The organism is Nocardioides sp. Z13_37, assembly GCF_058355585.1.
In genome coordinates, this window is sequence record NZ_JBZGDV010000012.1 from 34859 (window position 1) to 53416 (window position 18558).

21 protein-coding genes are annotated in these 18558 nt (G+C 69.6%); 9 read left to right on the top strand and 12 right to left on the bottom strand.

The genetic code is table 11. The annotated features are described in order from the left end of the window. Window positions 1-222: 222 nt before the first annotated feature. On the top strand, window positions 223-423 hold the full coding sequence (locus AC4H2S_RS20285) for a hypothetical protein (RefSeq protein ID WP_491498797.1): 201 nt from the start codon (window positions 223-225) through the stop codon (window positions 421-423). Further along, window positions 423-893, top strand: a complete 471-nt coding sequence (locus tag AC4H2S_RS20290; RefSeq protein WP_491498798.1) for a phage terminase small subunit — start codon at window positions 423-425, stop codon at window positions 891-893. The genes AC4H2S_RS20285 and AC4H2S_RS20290 overlap by 1 nt, the downstream gene beginning before the upstream one ends. A 168-nt stretch (window positions 894-1061) precedes the next feature. Here AC4H2S_RS20290 and AC4H2S_RS20295 read toward each other — a convergent pair whose 3' ends face one another. After that, window positions 1062-1712 (bottom strand): hypothetical protein, encoded by a 651-nt coding sequence (locus AC4H2S_RS20295; RefSeq protein WP_491498799.1) that lies wholly within the window; start codon window positions 1710-1712, stop codon window positions 1062-1064. A gap of 1237 nt (window positions 1713-2949) precedes the next feature. Between AC4H2S_RS20295 and AC4H2S_RS20300 the strand changes: the two genes are divergently transcribed. From AC4H2S_RS20300 to AC4H2S_RS20320, 5 genes are all read left to right on the top strand, one after another. Beyond that, window positions 2950-3804 carry a hypothetical protein gene (locus tag AC4H2S_RS20300; protein ID WP_491498835.1) on the top strand — a complete coding sequence of 285 codons (855 nt, stop codon included), beginning with the start codon at window positions 2950-2952 and terminating at the stop codon, window positions 3802-3804. A gap of 60 nt (window positions 3805-3864) precedes the next feature. Next, window positions 3865-4017 (top strand): Lsr2 dimerization domain-containing protein, encoded by a 153-nt coding sequence (locus tag AC4H2S_RS20305; RefSeq protein ID WP_491498800.1) that lies wholly within the window; start codon window positions 3865-3867, stop codon window positions 4015-4017. 579 nt (window positions 4018-4596) lie between these two features. Beyond that, window positions 4597-5502: a hypothetical protein gene (locus tag AC4H2S_RS20310; protein WP_491498801.1), complete on the top strand. Its 906-nt coding sequence runs from the start codon at window positions 4597-4599 to the stop codon at window positions 5500-5502. Between the two features lie 42 nt (window positions 5503-5544). Beyond that, entirely contained in the window at window positions 5545-5910 is a 366-nt protein-coding gene (locus tag AC4H2S_RS20315; protein WP_491498802.1) for a histone-like nucleoid-structuring protein Lsr2, read from the top strand. Between the two features lie 75 nt (window positions 5911-5985). After that, a complete protein-coding gene (locus AC4H2S_RS20320) occupies window positions 5986-6282 on the top strand; it encodes an ATP dependent DNA ligase (protein WP_491498803.1) in 297 nt (98 codons plus the stop codon). Here the strand turns inward: AC4H2S_RS20320 and AC4H2S_RS20325 are convergent. The 3 genes from AC4H2S_RS20325 to AC4H2S_RS20335 all read right to left on the bottom strand — a co-directional run bounded on the left by AC4H2S_RS20325 (window position 6272) and on the right by AC4H2S_RS20335 (window position 11871). Beyond that, complete coding sequence (locus AC4H2S_RS20325; protein WP_491498804.1) at window positions 6272-6925, bottom strand: class F sortase; 654 nt, start codon at window positions 6923-6925, stop codon at window positions 6272-6274. The genes AC4H2S_RS20320 and AC4H2S_RS20325 overlap by 11 nt on opposite strands. 4 nt (window positions 6926-6929) lie before the next feature. Then, complete coding sequence (locus AC4H2S_RS20330; protein WP_491498805.1) at window positions 6930-10847, bottom strand: Ig-like domain-containing protein; 3918 nt, start codon at window positions 10845-10847, stop codon at window positions 6930-6932. Between the two features lie 154 nt (window positions 10848-11001). Next, the gene (locus tag AC4H2S_RS20335; RefSeq protein WP_491498806.1) at window positions 11002-11871 is read right to left on the bottom strand and encodes a S1 family peptidase; all 870 of its coding nucleotides are present in this window, start codon (window positions 11869-11871) and stop codon (window positions 11002-11004) included. Between the two features lie 53 nt (window positions 11872-11924). On the opposite strand from AC4H2S_RS20335, the gene AC4H2S_RS20340 reads away from it, so the two are divergent. Beyond that, window positions 11925-12641 carry a TetR/AcrR family transcriptional regulator gene (locus tag AC4H2S_RS20340; RefSeq protein ID WP_491498807.1) on the top strand — a complete coding sequence of 239 codons (717 nt, stop codon included), beginning with the start codon at window positions 11925-11927 and terminating at the stop codon, window positions 12639-12641. On the opposite strand, the gene AC4H2S_RS20345 is transcribed toward AC4H2S_RS20340, so the two are convergent. The 3 genes from AC4H2S_RS20345 to efp all read right to left on the bottom strand — a co-directional run bounded on the left by AC4H2S_RS20345 (window position 12638) and on the right by efp (window position 14519). After that, window positions 12638-13450, bottom strand: coding sequence for a DUF1206 domain-containing protein (locus AC4H2S_RS20345; RefSeq protein ID WP_491498808.1), 813 nt, complete (start codon window positions 13448-13450; stop codon window positions 12638-12640). The genes AC4H2S_RS20340 and AC4H2S_RS20345 overlap by 4 nt on opposite strands. Before the next feature lie 88 nt (window positions 13451-13538). Next, a complete protein-coding gene (gene nusB / locus AC4H2S_RS20350; protein WP_491498809.1) occupies window positions 13539-13949 on the bottom strand; it encodes a transcription antitermination factor NusB in 411 nt (136 codons plus the stop codon). Between the two features lie 6 nt (window positions 13950-13955). Continuing rightward, window positions 13956-14519 (bottom strand): elongation factor P, encoded by a 564-nt coding sequence (gene efp, locus AC4H2S_RS20355; protein WP_172259690.1) that lies wholly within the window; start codon window positions 14517-14519, stop codon window positions 13956-13958. Window positions 14520-14667: 148 nt separating this feature from the next. On the opposite strand from efp, the gene AC4H2S_RS20360 reads away from it, so the two are divergent. Next, the gene (locus tag AC4H2S_RS20360; protein ID WP_491498810.1) at window positions 14668-15318 is read left to right on the top strand and encodes an SDR family oxidoreductase; all 651 of its coding nucleotides are present in this window, start codon (window positions 14668-14670) and stop codon (window positions 15316-15318) included. A gap of 16 nt (window positions 15319-15334) precedes the next feature. Here the strand turns inward: AC4H2S_RS20360 and AC4H2S_RS20365 are convergent, their stop codons facing one another. The 5 genes from AC4H2S_RS20365 to AC4H2S_RS20385 all read right to left on the bottom strand — a co-directional run bounded on the left by AC4H2S_RS20365 (window position 15335) and on the right by AC4H2S_RS20385 (window position 18534). Next, window positions 15335-15670 carry a hypothetical protein gene (locus AC4H2S_RS20365; RefSeq protein WP_491498811.1) on the bottom strand — a complete coding sequence of 112 codons (336 nt, stop codon included), beginning with the start codon at window positions 15668-15670 and terminating at the stop codon, window positions 15335-15337. Beyond that, on the bottom strand, window positions 15667-15846 hold the full coding sequence (locus AC4H2S_RS20370; protein ID WP_491498812.1) for a hypothetical protein: 180 nt from the start codon (window positions 15844-15846) through the stop codon (window positions 15667-15669). Before AC4H2S_RS20370 ends, AC4H2S_RS20365 begins: the two co-directional genes overlap by 4 nt. 108 nt (window positions 15847-15954) lie before the next feature. After that, window positions 15955-16845, bottom strand: a complete 891-nt coding sequence (locus tag AC4H2S_RS20375; RefSeq protein WP_491498813.1) for an NAD(P)H-hydrate dehydratase — start codon at window positions 16843-16845, stop codon at window positions 15955-15957. Next, complete coding sequence (locus AC4H2S_RS20380) at window positions 16838-17599, bottom strand: histidine phosphatase family protein (protein ID WP_491498814.1); 762 nt, start codon at window positions 17597-17599, stop codon at window positions 16838-16840. The genes AC4H2S_RS20375 and AC4H2S_RS20380 overlap by 8 nt, the downstream gene beginning before the upstream one ends. Continuing rightward, window positions 17596-18534, bottom strand: coding sequence for a PhzF family phenazine biosynthesis protein (locus tag AC4H2S_RS20385; RefSeq protein ID WP_491498815.1), 939 nt, complete (start codon window positions 18532-18534; stop codon window positions 17596-17598). The genes AC4H2S_RS20380 and AC4H2S_RS20385 overlap by 4 nt, the downstream gene beginning before the upstream one ends. Between the last annotated feature and the right edge of the window lie 24 nt (window positions 18535-18558).

Here is an 18558-nt window from a genome sequence, read left to right on the forward strand (position 1 = left end):
ACGGCTAGGCGTAAGCCGTGCGCGCGCTGCTGACCACCCTTGCGCTGAGAACTGCGGGCGTCAGGCTTTGCATTGGGCCTACGACGGCTATTGCCCCGGCGAGAAGTACGACGCCGACCGTAAGTGTCCGTATTGCGCTCACCTTGACCACTATCAACCGCGCTGCGGTCCCTGCCACTTTCATTGGGACGCCGATCAAGACATTGTTGCTGAGGTTGCCTGATGGAAGCGTTCAACGCCTTTGCCGATCTACTCATAAGGCAGGGTGCCAACCCTGCCCTTGCTAACGCCTATGCGCGTGCGTTCGCTGTTGCAGACAACGACGAGAAGCGGCAACGGATCATTGACAACCTCAACCTCAGTCACGCCGCGACCGCGCTAGCGGTCTACGGTGACGCAACGTACGGAAGGGGTGGTGAGTAATGGCTAACCCGTCCGCCGGATTCCTGGGGGAGAACAATTACTCCAACCGAAGCAATGCCCAAAGGGCAGAGAGGCGCGCTCTAGCGCGCCTTAATGGTCCTACTGGCCTTGAGCGCATTCAAGCCTATGAGGTCGTAAAGCCTGAGCCCAATCCCGAATGGTGCCACGAGGCCCGAATGGTTTGGGTAATGTCCACACATGATGAGGCGACGGCCTTTTGGTCGTCTGGTGACTGGATGCACCTTTACCTCGCTTGCGACTACTTGGACAGGGCCAGTACGGACCCGAGGAAGCACACCCCCAGCGCGCAGGCGATGACGGTAATCATGGATACGCTCAAGAGTCTGAAATTGACTGAGAGCGCAAAGCGTTCCAATGGCATCCTTGTAGACCGGGAGCCGGTGGAGCGAGACGAGACAGACGAATGGCTGGATAACATCATTCAAGCCGAGTTCGGCAACAACAACTGATCCACATAGCGCCCCGAGTGTCCTTTAATTAGGGAAATTCGGGGCGCTTTTCGTCATTTATGGGGCTGGACCTAAAACCTTTTTGAGTGGATTCGATTCTGAGCGGTTATGTACCCCCGATGCGGACTAGTCTTCCCCGGGGGTGGCACCCCCCGCCCACCGGCAGCGCTACCTGCCTGACTCACCCAGTTTGGGGCCCGGGCATGGCTCGTAGTTGTCGGGAGGGTCCAGAAGCAGATAGAAGGACCGGCCGCTGTCAGACAACGAAATCGGGGACGCACATACTGTGCGGCTCTTGAGAGGTTCGACGTAAAGGACATGACGGTCGCCCTGATGCAGTATCACGGCGCCGTCGGCGTCTGAACGCAAGACGAATCCCGTCATTGTGTCGCCGTCTTCTGTCTCGACTACTTCGAGGGCGAGCCAAGGCTGCACGCCGAGGAAATAGACGACGAGCAAGAGGGCGACAGCAGCAGAGTAGACTCTAAGGCCAATCCCAGCCGCTTTCCGTAGTCTGTTTCGAACGCGCGGCGAGAGGGGAAGTCCACCCTCGGCACGCGGTCTCAACTTGCGTCGTCCCCACGGCACGAAGATTGCGGGCACAACCATGCCAACCATGAGCGCCCATGGCGTGATGAAGAAACAGATAGCGCCGAGCACGACCGCAAGAAATTCGACGCTCCACCGCCTTCTGACGCGAGAGAGCGCGACAATTGAAACGCCAAGCGCGGCTGTCGCTACAAGCGGGACGAGGGCGACAGCCATGCCCAGCAGCACGTTTGCGACACCGATGTTCTGAAGGATCGCCAACGCGGTCACCGGGTTTAAGTTGGCTACCGCAAGCAGGCGGATCGCGATTATCGTTGATGTAAGAACGGCTACGACTACGCCTAGGTGGTCTCTCAAAAGCGAAGGCAGGGACCATTGCTGACGCGTGGACTCAACTTGGACCGTCAATTTCTCTTCTCCTCCGTGGGGGCGGCGAACACGCCACCCCTGAGCATCCTCTCCGACGCTTACGTCTGCTGCCGGTTGCGAGCATCGGTAACCTCGCGGCATGTCGGAGTGGATCACCGTGCGCGAGGCCGCGCAGATCCTCGGCGTCCACCCGTCCGCCGTACCGAAGATGATCTGACGCGGCGACCCCCCAAGCGAGAGCAACGGCCCGTTCTTGCCCGCGCTGACGTGACGGCGCTGCGAGAATCGAGAGCCTCACGGCGGGCGGCCAGGACTCGCGCGAGGCAGGGGTCGTGGGATCGTCTTGCGAGCCTTCGCGGTCGTGGGTTTCCGTGGCCCCTGTCTCGGTACCGACGTATGCCATACGGACTCTGACTCGCACGTTGCGGCATCCTCGGACGACGCTTGTTAGCGTCGTCCTTTCCCGCCGATCGATGGTGAGTGACCACCTTGTTTTCACCGCGACCCATTGGCGAACGTACTCGCATTGCCCGTATTGGGGCAGCCAATGGGTGGGGTCTTGGTCCGGCTTGGAACTGTTCACAGAAGGGGCGACCACGAGGGCGCGTGGGTCATGGAGGTCCTTGGCGAAGCGTCGGCGGGTGTCGGCGTTCCAGAGGCGTGCGCCGGAGTCCCATGCTTCGGCCAGGGCGACCAGTCGGAGCCGTAGTAGTACGACTCAGGATTCGACTTGCACACAACGCCGTCGCCATCCGAGTCGAGACCGTGAGGGTCAGCGGGCCGGGTTGTTGTTGAGGAAGAACAGTTGCGCTGCCTGCTGTGGGCCCGAAGTCACCACAATCCCTGTCTCCTCCGGCGTTGGCTGGGGGCTTGAAGCCCTACCACGCCTACAGCAGCAGCGAGCAGAACGGACACGAGAACACGCACGAGAACCCCGGAGGCATGTGGGACGGCCGCCGCTAGCGTCGCTCGGGCCGGTCCCCTGCTCATGCATATGAAGCACAGGGAATGAGGGTGGGACGACTGAACTAGGGAGCCGAGCCCGTGAACTAGTGGCGTGGACTAGTCGCGTCGCACAGCGGAACAACGGCGCTGGCACGCGCCAGCACCATCAATGTACGTTCGTTCTATGAGTTTTGTGCCGTTCGACGCTGACGAGGAAGAAGTTGCCGCGCGTCGCGTGTTGCGCTCGGGCGTACCCGGTTCGATGCGGAAGCCGCTCGTGACTTGGATACACCAGCGGTTGGAGTCAGGGAATGGATACGTTCGACCCGAACAACTGCACGGAATAGAGAACGTGTTGGACTTGTCGTTCGGAATGAACCCGTCATTTGTGGGTTTGATAAGCGAGACCAACTTTCTCGGACTTCTGGAGACGACGAGCGACAGGCAACTCCTCCGAATTGCGGACCTGCTTCTTTCCAAGGCGGGGAGGTACGGGCGCAACGAAGAGAGCCTTGCACGCCTCCTAGCAGAAGGTCGCTCCCAGTATGAGGTCGTTCAGCGCGAGGACAGTTACCGGCTTGCGTCCCGCCTACCCGAGGGCGTGCAGGACGCGGCAGAGTCACTCATGAGCAGTGCTGACACCGCTGGTCTCCTGCTACGTCGGGCGTGGTCCAAGGTGTACGACCTTGAGCCGGACGACAGTGGGGCGTACGCGTTCGCCGTGCGGGCCGTAGAAGCGGCTGCGTTTCCGGTTCTCGGCATAACGAAGGAACTTGCAACGCTGTCCGACGCCGTTCGGACCATTGAGAAGAAGGACGCCACGTGGCGTCTACCGTTCACCCGCGAGCACACGGAGTACCCTTCCCGCGACGTTCTCCTAGGGCTACTCAAATCCCTTTATCGGGGCCACCGCGACCGGCACGGCAACGTGTCCTACTCAGATGTTTCACACGAGGAGGCGGAGGCGGCGGTTCTCATGTCAGTCAGCCTCGTGGGCTGGTTCAGCCGGGACCTCGTACAGGAACGAGATACCGCCGCCTACGGCTAGCAGCCCCAAGGGCCGTACCCATGGAAGCGCCGGGGACGCTGCAGCCGCTACAGAGATTGGATGGAAATGGCACAGAAGGTTTCGATTCTGCTGGTGGACGACCTCGACGGCTCGGAGGTGTCCGAGACTGTGACGTTTGGCCCAGACGGCACGACGTACGCGATTGACCTCAACGACGAAAACGCGGCGGCGTTGCGTGAGTCATTAGCCTGATACTTGCGGGCGGCTCGCAAGGTCGGGCGCGCTGGTGGCAAGGCGGGGAGCAAGGCGCGCCTGCGAGTAGCGGCAAGGGTCAGGTCGCGCTGAGCAAGGCCGACCGGGACGCCGTGCTTCCTAAAACGCAGATAGTGGGCATTGCAGAGTCCCGCCGATACAGCGAGGTTGGCGCACACATCCACCGCGCATGCGTCCCCCCGTATCGAACAACCCGCTTGGCTTCCGCTTGGCCGGGTCTCCACTAGCGGACCAACGTTGCCAATGCACCTCGCACATCCGCGCGCCCTTCGCGGGCGCTCACACCCATCGAGAGAGCACGACAGACCGGCGGTCGCCGGGGTCACCCTCTCTTAGGGTCCGGTTGTACTGCATGCCGCACCATCTCTAGCGGCGGCGGGCCGCTGGCAGTCTTCGATCATGCACACGCGCTTACCCTCCCAGAGTCCACCGACAGAGGCTGCGGTGTGGCCCAAGAGCGTGGCGCCCACCGTTTGCGGTCCTAACCGAGAGACTGTGCATCGGCACGCGTGACCCTACGCGCGTCGTGACTGCGCCGTTCCAATGAGAGGGAGCCCCTTGGAACCCGCCGAGCCGCGAGCGAGTGGCGAACGCCTATACAGCCTGAGCGGCCTTCGAGACTTCAATGGCCAACATCCGCGCTATCAATTGGTTCCGCTTGTGTGGCTGACCGAGCAGGAGCACGCCGAATTGCGCGAGCGTTACACGCGATTGAAAGCATGGAACCATCCTCCAATGCGTGACCTTTTGGCAAATATTGCTCACGATTTCAAGTTGGCGATGTCATGGCACGCGATCGGTGCAAGCGTAGGCCAAACTTCCGGCGTGCTACTTCGACCCCTTGCCAAACAGTGTCAGATATGGACCTTCGCTGCCTGCAATGCCGTCTATTCCTACCAGGAGCACGCTAATGCCGTTGCGAGCCGACTGGGAAAGGACGTTTCGCAACAAGTCCATGAGGTTTTCCGTGAAGAGTACGAACGCAACTGGCAGTATCTCTTGGCTTACAAACTTCGCCGCATCTTCACTCACCAAGCGTTCAAGGCGACGGACCTGGAGTTGACTACGACCGACTCTGTTCCCTCTGGGGTGGTGGACATCGAAATGACGTACTACATAGACCGCGACAAGGTAATGGTGGACGTGGGCCCAACTGTTCGCGAGAAACTCTCGCGCCTAAAAGAGGACCCAGGGGCTCTCGAAATCATTGAGGCGTCCGTTGTGGGGATGTCGGCAGTAGACGCACGCCTGCGCTCCATCCTGTACCCCCAGCAGGCCGAGGACTTGCTGAGGTTGTCCCAGTATCGGGATGCACTGCTGGGCGCCTGGGCTCCGGTGAACCTAGTCGAAATTCCACCAGACCCCCAGACCGAGCGAACCGTCATACTGGCTATCGACCCGGCGGAACTAATCTTGGCCGGGATGGAACCGACACCGGTTGGTAGATGGCGGTCGCACACCTAGACGTCCCTAGTTCGCAGGTAACCACTACAAGAGAGATTAGAAATGGCACAGAAGGTTTCGATCCTGCTGGTTGACGACCTTGACGGAAGCGAGGCAGAGGAAACGATCACCTTTGCGCTGGACGGCACGTCATATGAGATTGACCTAAACGCCGCTAATGCGGCGTCCCTCAGGGAGGTCCTGGCCCCCTATGTCGGCCCCGCTCGGAAGGTCACCGGGTCCAAGCGCACCGGCAAGGCTGCCGCTAGCAAGTCGGCTCAGAGCAACGGCTCTGCATCGAGCAAGGCACAGCGTGACGCCGTGCGCGAGTGGTCAAGGTCCAAGGAAGCGAGCAAGCAGGGCGTTGAGCCGCTGGGAGACCGTGGGCGCATCCCTGACGCCGTTCTAGCGGCATACCACGCTCGCTGAGCACCAGTCCCCCACCGTGGGGCTGTGAGGCGCTAGAGGGGCCGTGGCGTACGCGCTGCGGCCCCTCTGTCGTTTGTGCGTCATTGGGTACGCCGCAAGACGTTCAAGGGCCTCACCGACGAGCTCCTGGCGTGGCAGACCGCGCGATTCCTGGAGCTGGAGACCCACCGCGAGGGCCACGTCGTCCACGTGCGCCCCGAGCAGGTGGTCGAGATCGCCTTCGACGGGGTGCAGCGGTCCACCCGCTACCCCGGCGGCGTCGCGCTCCGGTTCGCCCGGGTGCTGCGCTACCGCGACGACAAGCGGCCCGACGAGGCCGACACCATCGACATGGTCAGGGCCTACGGCTCGCCCGCGTCGGTCAGCCCGTGACCTCGGGCGTGGCGTACCAGATGGTGCGATGCGTCCAGTCGCCCGGACCACGCCGGGTGCCGGAGCACACGAGGATCGCCAGGCGCGGGCTGCCGGCGGTGTCGTAGAAGCCGGACAGCGTCGCGTCGGCCCTGACCTGCTGGCGCCGCGTCACCCGGTAGCACAGCACCGCGCCGCCGGGTCCCGAGACCCGCAGCCGGGCACCGGTCCGCAGCCGCTCGAGCAGCAGGTTGCCCAGCGCCGGGGCGTCCTGTCGCGTGCGGTCGCGGGGGTAGGTGTGCGCGGTCAGCCGCACCACGCCGGTGTCGTCGCCGGGGCGCACCCCGGCGCGCTTGTCCCAGGCGAGCTGCCACCTGCCGCGCGCCGTGAGGGGCGGGGGCGTGGGCACGCCGTACCTGTCCTGCCCGCGGGCGAGCACCCGGGTCCGACCCACGACGCCGTCGACGGCCAGGCCGGTCGGGCGGAACGCCCGGCCGACCGCCGCACACGGTTGCTGTGCTCGTGGCGCCTCGACGCGGGCCGGATCGGCGTGCGCCGACACGCCCCACGGGGCCGCGCCGGACGCCGCAAGTGCGACGCCCAGCACGACCCCGTGGACGAGGACGGCTCGCGCGGTCAGGTGGAGTCGACTCGCGAGCCTCACCCGATCACGCCCCGGGCGGCCGGAGCCGGAACCCGGTCGCGGGCAGCTGGGCCGGCACCACCGTGATGCCTGCCCGGCCCTTGTTGTTGGAGCGCACCGACTCGCCGGCGACGCGCACCGTGGCGACGTTGACCACCTGGCCCACGGCAGCGCGCGTGGTCGTCGCGACCACGAACACCGGCGCCGCCTTCTTGCCGGCTCCCAGGCCCTTCTCGCGCACGCAGGTGACCGTGTCGGCGCGGAGGCGGACCTTGCACGTCCACCCCTTGCCCTTGGCCGAGACCAGCTCGAGCCCCTCGGGCAGCGGGTCGCGCAGCGTGATCGGACCCGACGCGGCGTCGGTGCCCTTGTTGCGCACCGTGAGCCGGTAGCGCACCGAGTCGCCGACCTTCACCTGCGACCCACCGACCGCGCGCTTGGCGAGCACGAGGTCGACGTCGTCACGCGGGGCGGCCGGCACGGCCGGGGCCGGAGCGACGGTGATCGACACGGTGGAGCGCACGGCGTTGCCGTTGGTGTCGCTCACCCGGTAGTCCACCGAGGTGGCCTGGCCGGCGAAGCCCGGCTCGGGGACGAACGTGATCGCGCCCGTCACCGGGTCGATCGTGTAGACACCCTCACCGAGGACGGTCAGCGTCTTGCCACCGTTGGTGGCGTGGGGCGAGGTGAAGACCACCGTCGTGGGGTCCCAGGCGCCGGGCGTCCCGTCCGCGTGCGGGCTGGGGGTGTCGTTCGGCAGCACGGTCACCGTGACAGGGGTGCCGTGCGGGGTCGTGCCGGTGTCGGGCTGCGCCGTCGGCGCCGGACGCACGGTCACCGTCAGCAGCGCCGTGTCGGTCGTGCCGTTGCTGTCGCGGATCTCGTACTCCACCGCCCCGGTGGTCCCGGTGAATCCCTGCGCCGGGGTGAAGGTCACCGAGCCGTCAGGGTTCACCTGCCACGTGCCGTCCGCCGTGACCAGGGTCGTGCCACCGTTGGTCGCGGCCGGGCTGGTGAACACGGTCGCACCGGGCACCAGCGGCGCCGACGCGGCGCCCGCCGCGTCGTCCGTCACGGCCGGCAGGGTCACCGGCGTGCCGTACGGCGTGCTGGCGGTGTCGTCGTTCGCCACCGGCACGATGGGCTCCACCGTGATCGTCAGCGTCGACGTCGCGTCGTTGCCGGCGGAGTCGGTGACTGTGTAGGTCACCGAGGTGGCCTGCCCGGTGAACTGCGGCTCGGGGTCGAAGGTGATCGCGCCGGTGACCGGGTCGATCGTGTAGACACCCTCACCGGGCACCGTCAGCGTCTTGGCGCCGTTGCTCACCGTGCCGGTGTTCGCCGCGGCGGGGAACACCACCGAGGTGAGGTCGAACGTCTGGTCGGTCCCGGGGGTGTCGTTGTCGACCACGTCGACGGTGACGTCCACGTTCTGCGGGGTCGTCTCGACGTCGGGCTCGGCCAGCGGGCCCTCGCCGACCTGGACGCTGAGCAGACCGGCGTCCGTCGTGCCGTTGTCGTCGGTGATCTGGTACTCCACCGGGGGCGTGAGGCCGCTGAACCCGTCGACGGGCGTGAAGGTGACCGTCCCGTCGACGTTGACCTGCCAGGTGCCCTGCGGGGTCACGAGGGTCTTGCCGCCGTTGGTGGCCGCCGGGCTGGTGAAGACCGTCGCGCCGGGCACCAGCGGCGCCGACGGGTCGCCCGCGTCGTCGTTCGTGACGGCCGGCAGGGTCACCGGCGTGTTGTACGGCGTGCTGTCGGTGTCGTCGCTGGCCACGGGCGTGATCGGCGTGACGGTGATCGTGATCGTCGAGCGGACGTCGTTGCCCACGGAGTCGGTGACCTGGTAGGTCACCGGGGTCGCGGTGCCGGTGAACTGGGGCTCCGGGTCGAAGGTGACCTCGCCGGAGGCGGGGTCGATCGTGTAGACGCCCTCACCCGGCACGGTCAGCGTCCTGCCACCGCCGGACACGGTGCCGGGGTTCGGGCCGGCGGGGAAGACCACCGAGGTCTCGTCCCAGCTGCCCGCGGACCCGTCGGCGAGCAGGCCCGGGGTGTCGTTGGGGAGCGGGTCGACCGTCACGTCGATGTCCTGGGGGGTGGTCTCGGGGTCGGGAGCGGCGACGGGGCCGGGTCGCACGGTGACGACCAGATCGGCGGTGTCGGTGCCACCTGCGGCGTCGGTGATCCGGTACTCGACCGGCGGGGTGGTGCCCACGTAGCCGGCCGCCGGCGTGAAGGTGACCGTGCCGTCGGCGTTGACCTGCCAGGTGCCCTCAGCGGTGACGAGGGTCTTGCCACCGTTGGTCGCCGCCGGGCTGGTGAAGACGGTCGACGTCGGCACGATGGGCGTGCCGGGGTCGCTCGGGTCGTCGTTGGCCGCACCGGGCAGCGTCACCGGGGTGTTGAACGGGGTGTTGCGGGTGTCGTCGGTCGCGACCGGCGGTCCGGCGGTCACGGTCAGCTCCGCCTCGGCGCTGTTGTCGGCCGCCGCCCCACGATCGGTGGTGCTGACGACGTTCTCGATGATGGTGCCGCCGGGCGTGCCCGTCGGGATCTCGTGCGTGTAGGTGACCGTGATGGTCTCCCCCGGGTCGATGCCGCGGAACCCCGAGTCGGGAGAGCTGGCCACACCATCGACGTACGGACGTCCGCACGTCATCGAGCCCGCCATCGGGTCGCCCACGGCCACGCCGCACGTGACTGCACCGCGGGCGAGGGCGCGGTCGTTGCTGCCGCCGGTGACGTCGACCGACGTGATCGTCTTGTCGCCGGGACCGGGGAGGGTGTCCTCGATGGTGACGAGATCACCGCGGGTCATCGGGTCGGGACCGTTGTTGGTCACGGAGACCGTCCAGGTCACCGTGTCGCCGGGCGCCGGAGTCGGGTCGTCGACCGACTTGGTGACCGCGAGGTCGTAGTCGCAGGGCACGAAGTCCAGGACGACGTCGCCCGCCTGGCCGTCGCCCGCGGTCGCCCGATCACCCACCGCCACCGAGCTCACGCTCGCGACCGGGAACCCGGCCAGGCCCGGGCTCTCGACGGCGACGAAGCTCGCGCCGCCGCCGCCTCCCGCGCCGGTGACCCCGCCGACGGTGAGGCCGCCGTTGCCGTTGCCCACGGTCGAGGCCGCGCCGCCGCCGCCGAACCAGCCGCCGCCACCACCACCGCCGGTGTCAGGGGTGCTGTCAGGACCGGCGTTGCCGCCCGTGCGTCCGACGCCCGGGGTCCCGCTCCGCACGGCGTCGGCGCTGTTCGCGCCGCCTGCCCCCGGACCGGCCGTACCACCACCGGCACCGGCGCCGACGACGTTCTGCGCCGGGTCGTCGAAACCGTCGATGCCGTTCGCACCAGCGGTGACGCCGGGTGCGGAGGGGAGACCGGCGTCGCCGCCGCCGCCCTGGTTGAGGGAGTGGCCGCCGCCGGAGCCGCCGCCACCACCGGCCACCACGACCTCGGTGCCGTCGAGCTCCAAGGAGGTCCAGCCGCCGCCACCGGCGCCCGGGTGGATCTGGTTCGAGCCGGTGAGCGCGCCACCGTTGCCGCCGCCGTTGCTGCCAGCCGTGCGGACCTGCCCGCCGCCGCCACCCACGACGCCGCCGAACGACTCACCCGGCACCACCGCGAACCGGGTGCTGATCCGCGCGGCCGCCCCGTTGGCGCCGGGCTGGCTCACACCGCCGCCGACCATGTTGTGCCCACCGGCGCCACCGGTGATCCGGACATCGACGAAGCACGACCCGTTCGGCACCGTGCCCGCATAGGCTCCGGCACCCGCGGAGAACGTGACCGGGTCCGGCGCGGGGGCGGCGACCGCCGAGGTCGTGCCCACCGAGGCGGTGAGGCCGGTCAGGGCCACGCTGGTGGCCAGTGCGATGCCGAGGCTCTTGGTGGGGGTACGACTGTGGGGGCTTCGACGAGACGTCGGGAGGGCACGCATGGCTGTCTTTCGCTGGGGGGTCGTGGACGCGCAGGGCACCATCGCGCCCCACGCGCCACAGAAGGTAGGAGCGCCCAGCCGGCCCGTCCTCGAAACGGACGACCCGCGGTACCAAAGGATGATGACGCGGATCACACTCGCGCTGGCAGGTGGTCTAGCTCGTGAGCGCCCCGGTGGCCGTCGCGGCCGGGCGGGGCAGCCGGCACCCCGGCACGTCCAGGTCGAACGTGCGCCCCGCGTCGAGGCAGGTGAGCAGCCACCACGTCTGCTGTCCGTAGTTCATGTGCGTGCGCAGGACGGCGCGTCCGCGGCGGCTCTCCTCGCAAGCGGAGTCGACGCAGCGACGACCGCCGACCCAGGCGGTGTTGGCCACCCCGACCACCAGCCCGGTGGTGCGCGACACGATCGGCGACCCCGAGTAGCCGCCGCGGATCGCACACCCGTCGCGGGCCGGCAGCCGGATCGAGTCCCACCAGTCCCACATCCGCTCGTGCAGGCGGTACGCCGTCCCGGTGGTCGTGCAGGCACGCTGCTCGCGCCAGTAGCCCGACGGGATGCGGATGCGGTCACCCCGCGACGGCCCCGCGGCGGCGAGGGACAGCGGCGTGATGCCCGCCGCGGCGAGGTCGGCGTAGGTCCGCCGCAGCGTCAGCAGGGCGACGTCGGTGCGGTACATCGACGCGTACTGCAGGCGTACCGCCCGCGTCGACAGCGCCACCCCTCCGCGGCCGTCGAGCAGGTCGACCGGGGTGCGGCGGCGCTGGTCGACGAGCACCTCACGGGCGCCGAGGAAGGGGCTGCGCACGCAGTGACCGTTGGTGAGCACCACGGCCGGGTCGGTGTCCAGGGCCGCGGGCCACCTCACGACCGCGCCGGAGCAGCCCGGCAACCGCGCGGTGCCGGCGAAGCGGCCACCGTCCACGGCGGCCGAGGCGCCGACCGGCGCCAGCAGCGCGCCGAGGACGGCAGCAAGGACGCCGAGGACGAGCAGGACCACGGCACGACGGGCGACGGCAACCAGCACCCGGGCATCGAACCACACCGGCGCCGCGGCGCGACCTACCTAGACTGGCGCTCATGACCACCGAGCCGACGCCAGGCCCCGGCACCGGGCGAGGTGGCACCGCTGCCGCCCGGCGGCGACAGCGCGAGGCCGAGATCATCGCGGCCACCCGTCGGCTCTTCGACGAGCGCGGCGTGCGCGACGCGCAGATCGAGGACATCGCCCGCGCGGTCGGCATCAACCGCGCCATCATCTACCGCCACTTCACCGGCAAGGAGGAGCTCTTCAGCCTCACCCTGGTGCAGTACCTCGAGGAGCTGCGGGTGGCGCTGGAGCAGGCCGCCTCGACGACGTCCGACCCGCGCGAGCAGCTCGTCCGCCTCGTGGAGGCCTTCGTCGACTACGGCCTGGCCCATCCGGCGTTCGTCGACTGCGCGCAGGCGATCATGCGACGCCCCGGGGGCGACCTGCTGGAGGAGGTCAGCGAGAGCGCGATGTATCGCCTCGGGCAGGCGATCACCGGTTGCCTGTCGGTGCTGACCCGCACCATCACCGCAGGGGCGGAGACCGGCGAGTTCCACGTCGACGACCCGGGCCTGCTGGCCAACATGCTCTACGCCAGCGGGCTCGGCACGCTCCAACTCGGGCGGGTGGCGATGCTCGTCTCCGAGGAGCAGCCGGGGGTGCCCCGGATCAGCAGGGTCACCGCCGAGCAGGTGCGCGACCACATGGTCGCCACCGCCCTGGCCGTCACCGGCGGCACGGCGGCGCGGGCGGGCCGGGGACGCTAGCGCGAGAGGTGCTTGGCGCGCGCGAAGCAGAACGCGCCGTAGCAGGCGATGCCGAGGGCGATGATCGTCAGCAGCACCTGCCCGAACGGCTGCTCGCGCACGGTCTGCAGCGCCTGGTCGAGCCCGCCCGACTTGTCGGGGTCGTGGGTGAGCGCCGCGTAGACGAACAGCCCGCCGACGATCGCGATGGCGATGCCCTTGGCGATGTAGCCCGCCTTGCCGAGCTTGACGTAGACCGAGCCGTCCTTGCCCGTCTGGCCCTCGGAGTCGAGGTGCTCGCGGAACTTCTCCTTCCAGCCACGCCACACCAGCACGCCGCCGTACGCGATGACCGCGAGGCCGACCACGCCGACGATGAGCTGGCCGCCGGGGAGGTCCATCAGCTTGCTGGTGGTGGAGTCGGTGCCGCCCTTGCCGCCGCCCGAGCCGGTGACGGTCTGCACCGCGCTCCAGCCGATGGCGCCGTAGAGCACGGCCTTGCCCAGCGAGGTGGCGCGCTTGCGCCAGCGCTTGGCGTCGTCGGACTCCTCGCGGTAGCCGAAGCCGAACTCCAGCAGGCGCCACAGGACCAGCAGGAACATGCCGATCGCGACCATCCACACCAGCGCCTCGCCGAGCGGCTGCTGGGCCAGGTAGTGGAGGGCGCCGGCGTTGGACGCGCTGTCCTCCTTCTCGCCGAAGGCGAGCTGGAGCGCGAGCCACCCGACGAGCAGGTGCACGACCCCGTAGGCGACCAGCCCCGCCCGGACCGCGTGGTCCAGCCAGTCGCTCTCGTGGGCCTGCGCAGCGGTGTCGGAAGGGGCGCTCATGGGCTCAACCTAGGACCTCGCGACGACCCGCCGCGAATGCGCTGACCCCTGCGGGTGAGGCCCGTGCGGGCCGTCCCGCCGACCGGGGTCAGACCAGGCTGGCCCGGTCGCGCTGGATCGAGCCGAGCAGCCCGTTGACGAACGCCGGCGAGTCGTCGGTGGAGAGGTCCTGCACGAGGTGGAGCGCCTCGCTCACCGCGACGGTGTCGGGGACGTCGTCGTCTCCCCACAGCAGCTCGTAGACGCCGATGCGGAGCACGTTGCGGTCGACCGCGGGCATCCGGCTGAGCGTCCAGCCCTTGCTGTAGGTCGTCAGCACCTCGTCGATGCGCGCCTGGTGCTCGACCACACCCCGCACCAGCGTGCTGGTGTAGGGGTTGGTCGGCCCCTCCCCCGCCTCGATGGCGCGCTCGAGCGCCGTCACGGGGTCCTCCGAGCGGAGCTCGGAGGCGAACAGGATGTCGAGCGCGCGCTTGCGGGCCTTGGAGCGGGCAGACACCTGGCGTCAGGCCTTGACGCGGCCGAGGTAGGACGAGTCGCGGGTGTCGACCTTGACCTTCTCGCCGGTGGTGATGAAGAGCGGCACCGCGATGGTGTGGCCGGTCTCGAGGGTGGCGGGCTTGGTGCCACCGGTGGAACGGTCACCCTGCAGGCCCGGCTCGGTCTCGGCGATCAGCAGCTCGACGGAGGCGGGCAGCTCGATGAAGAGCACCCGGCCCTCGTTGGTGGCCACGATGGCCTCCTGGTTCTCGAGCATGAAGTTCTTCGCGTCGCCCACGACCTCCGGGGTGACCTCGAGCTGCTCGTAGGTGCTGGTGTCCATGAAGACGTAGGACGAGCCGTCGTTGTAGAGGTACTGCATGGTGCGCTTGTCGACGTTGGCCGTCTCGACCTTGGTGCCGGCGTTGAAGGTCTTGTCGACGTTCTTGCCCGACTCGACGTTGCGGAGCTTGGTGCGCACGAAGGCCGGGCCCTTGCCGGGCTTCACGTGCTGGAACTCGACGACGGACCAGAGCTGACCCTCGATCTTGAGGACCATGCCGTTCTTGAGGTCGTTGGTGGTTGCCATGTGGTGTGTGTCCGCCTTCGTCGAGTTGTCAACGTCTCCGGCCCCGGGGCGAGCCCGTGCCGACGGACCAGTCTAGTCGGGGGCCGCTGGAGCCGGGAAATGCGCGACGGGCACCGGGTCCGACCCCGCGGTGTGTAGCGTCGGGACCATGCGAGTCACGATCATCGGCGGACACGGCAAGATCGCTCTTCTCCTGGCACCCATGCTGGTCGAGGCGGGTCACGAGGTCACCTCGGTGATCCGCAACCCCGACCACGTGGCGGACGTCGAGGCCACCGGCGCGACAGCGCTGGTCGCGTCGGTCGAGGACGCCGACACGGGCGCCATGACCGACCTGCTCTCAGGCCAGGACGCGGTCGTCTGGTCGGCCGGCGCCGGCGGCGGCGACCCCAAGCGGACCTTCGCGGTCGACCGCGACGCCGCGATCCGCTCGATGGACGCCGCGCAGGCTGCGGGCGCGCGGCGCTACGTGATGGTGTCGTTCTCCGGCGCCCACCCCGACTTCCTCGTGCCGGACGACAACCCGTTCCGGCCCTACCAGGACGCCAAGATCGCCGCCGACGAGCACCTGCGCGCCTCGGGGCTCGACTGGACCGTCCTCGGGCCAGGCACCCTCACCCTCGAGCCCGGCCGGGGGGCGGTCAACCCGCAGGCCGGCTTCAACGACGGCGACACCACTGCGCGCGAGCTGGTCGCCCAGGTCGCGCTGGCTGTGCTCGACGACCCCCGGGCCCACGGCAAGACCCTCGTCTTCGGCGACGGCGACGTCCCGATCGACGACTGGCTCGCCTCGCTCTGAGGGCCCGCGCCGGATTTCAGACCCGCGCCAGCGCCTCGTCGACCGCCACGCGGAGCGCGTCGCGGTCGGTGAGCGCCAGGCGCGCGGCGGTCGCGAGCCGCGCGACGTCGCCGGCGGCGAGCTGCCACACGTCGGCGACGACCTCGGCCGGCGGTCCGGCGTGGCCGTGGCTGTCGTGCCAGGCGCGCTCCAGCAGCTCCAGCACGTCGAGCGCGGCCTCCGCCGCGTCGCCGAACTCCCCCGACGCGCGGACGCGGGCGCCCTCGCGCCAGCCGGGCGTCCCCAGCGCGGTCATCGAGTGCGGCACGCGACCGGCGCTCCCGGCGCCGGCCGCGCCGTCGCGGACCATCACCAGGCCGGCCGCCGCGGTCGGGCCGTGCTCATCGAGTGCAGCACGGCGTCACGACGGGCAGCCCGCACCTCGCCCAGCTTGACCTGGCACTCCCAGCACCGGTCGGTCGGGACGCAGCACATGGCCTCGCGGACCTCTGCCTCCAGCTGGTCGGCGTGGGCGCTCCTGCTCAGCACGCTTCGCATCGTTCCTCCCCTGTCCGGCACGAGTGTGGCCGGGGTGGGCACGCCGTCGCATCAGCATTACTACGCATGTCTGGACCGGTGGCCCACGCGGTGCAGGAGTCAGCCGGCGAGCTCCGCCAGCACGCCCGGGAGCTCGCCGGGCAGCTCGCGGGCGAGGTAGCCCACCGGTCCGACCCGCTCGGCCAGCCGGTCGCCCGCGGTGGCGTGGAGGAACGCGCCCCAGACAGCGGCCTGGGCCGGCTCGGCCCCGCGGGCGATCAGGCCCGCCACGATGCCGGCCTGCACGTCGCCCGAGCCGGCCGTCCCCAGTCCGGGGTTGCCGGCCTCGACGCACCACAGGTCGTCCTCCCACGCGATCACCTTGACGGGCCCGCCGCACACGACGACGGCCCGGGTGCGGGCGGCGAGGCGCACCGTGTGCGCGACGAGGTCGTCGGACACCTCGTCCTCCGGGACGCCGAGGCAGTGGGCCAGCTCTCCGGGGTTGACCGTCAGGACGACGGTCGCCTCGAGGGAGGCGACCTCCTCGTGGTTGTCGGTGACGTAGGCCGTGGCGAGCGCGTCGAGCACGATGGTGCCGCCGAGCCGGGGCGCGACGCGGCGCACGAGCGAGTCGGAGACGTCCGGGGCCACGAAGCCGGGGCCGAGCAGCACCGCGCCGCTCCCCTCCGCGACCTCGACCAGCCTGTCGGCCTCGTCGGGGTCGATCGCGCCACCGCCGTCCTCGGCCAGCCCGCTCACCATCAGCTCGGGCACCGCGACCGCGAGGGACCGCGCGCACGAGTCGGCTGTGGCGAGGTGGACCTTGCCGGCGCCCACGCGGAAGGCACCCTCGACCGCCAGCAGCCCGGCGCCGGGGGTCTCGCGGCTGCCGGCGACCACGGTCAACCGGCCCCGCTCCTCCTTGTCGGCCCCGGCCTCGGGCAGCGGCCACCGGCGCAGCAGCGCGGCGTCGACCAGCGTCGCGTCGTTCGCAGTCGCGTCAGGCATCGGGCGCCTCCCCGGCCCGGTCGTCCTCGTCGGTCCTCGCGGCCGGGCCGGGCTCGAGGTGGGAGTCGTCGGCGAAGGTGTCGAGCACCAGCGCGCCGTCGCGCACGCAGTAGCGGGTGATGGAGGCGTTGGGGATCGGCGTGGTGCGGTCGATCTCGAGCAGCGCCGCCTCGTCGAGACCCTCGAGCGCGTAGCGGAACGACATGATCACGGCCTGGTGGGTGAACAGCCACACCCGCTTGCCGTCGTACGCCTCGCGCAGGTCGGCCAGCAGGCTGCGGACCCGCAGCACCACGTCGGCCCAGCTCTCCCCCGACGGGGGCTGGTAGTAGAACTTGCCGACGTGGGAGCGGCGCTCGGCCTCTCCCGGGTGGTGCGCCCGGATGCCCTTGCCGGTGAGGCCGTCGAGGAGGCCGAGGTCGCGCTCGCGCAGGCGCTCGTCGAGCATCAGGTCGAGGCCGAGGCCGTCCAGGGCCGTGCGCGCCGTGTCGGCCGCACGCCGGTAGGGCGAGCTGACGACGAGGTCCGGCCGCTCGGACGTCGCGAGCCCGCCGACCCAGCGGCCCAGCGTGCGGGCCTGCTCCTCGCCGTTGGCCGACAGCTCGACGTCGGCGTCACGCGCCGTCAGCTCCAGCCGCTCGGCGTCGGCGTCGCGCGCCTCGGTGTCGGCGATGTTGCCCGCGCTCTGCCCGTGGCGCACCAGCACCAGCTCCACGGGTCCGCGCCGTCCGTGCAGCACAGCCGTCAGGCTCACCGCGCCTCCTCGTTCGTCGTCGTGTCCTCAGTCGTCGTGGTCCCCGTTACCCCGGCCCCGCTGCCCCGATGCGTTCGCGTGCCCGCATCCGGCGCGTGGAGGTCGACCTCGCCGACGATCCGGGTGACGGCGTCGCCGGAGACCCAGACGGCGTCGCCGGCCGCCTCCAGGCGCACCCGTCCCTCGCGGCCGATGACGCTGCCCTGCCGGGCGGTGTAGGACGCCGGGAGCGCGCCGCTTCCGATCAGCCACTGCGCGAGGCCGGCGTTGGCGCTGCCGGTCACCGGGTCCTCGCCGAAGTCGCGGCCGTCGGCGTAGAAGGCGCGCACCTCGACGTCCGCACCGAGCTCGGCGGCGGTCGCGGCTCCCCACCGACCGAGGACCGTCACCTTGAGGTCGGTGAACGCGGCGACGTCCGGCTCGACGGCCACCACGGCCTCGGCCGACCCGAGGTCGACGCCGACCCAGCCGGGACCGTTGTCGATCCACGCCATGTCCTCGACCGCCGCGTCGGTGACGCCGAGGGCGCGCACGATGCGCTCCCGGAGGTCGGCGTCGACGGGACCGGAGCGTCGCAGCGGTGGGGCCGAGAAGCCGAGCCGCGGCGAGCGGCGTACGTCGACGAGCCCGGCGCCGCACTCCTGCACGACCACGTCGCCGCGCGGCACTCCCCCGGCCACGAGCCACGCATGGGCGCTGCCGATGGTGGGGTGCCCGGCGAACGGCAGCTCACCGCCGATCGTCCAGATCCGCACCCGGTAGTCGGCGCCGGGGTTCGTCGGCGCGCACAGGAACGTGGTCTCCGACAGGTTGGTCCACCGCGCGAAGCGGGCCATCTCCTCGTCGCTCACGCCGTCGGCGTCGTGCACGACCGCGAGCGGGTTGCCGAGCCACGGCTCGGCACTGAAGACGTCGACCTGGCGGAAGGGAAGCACCCAGCGATCCAAGCACAGGCCCCG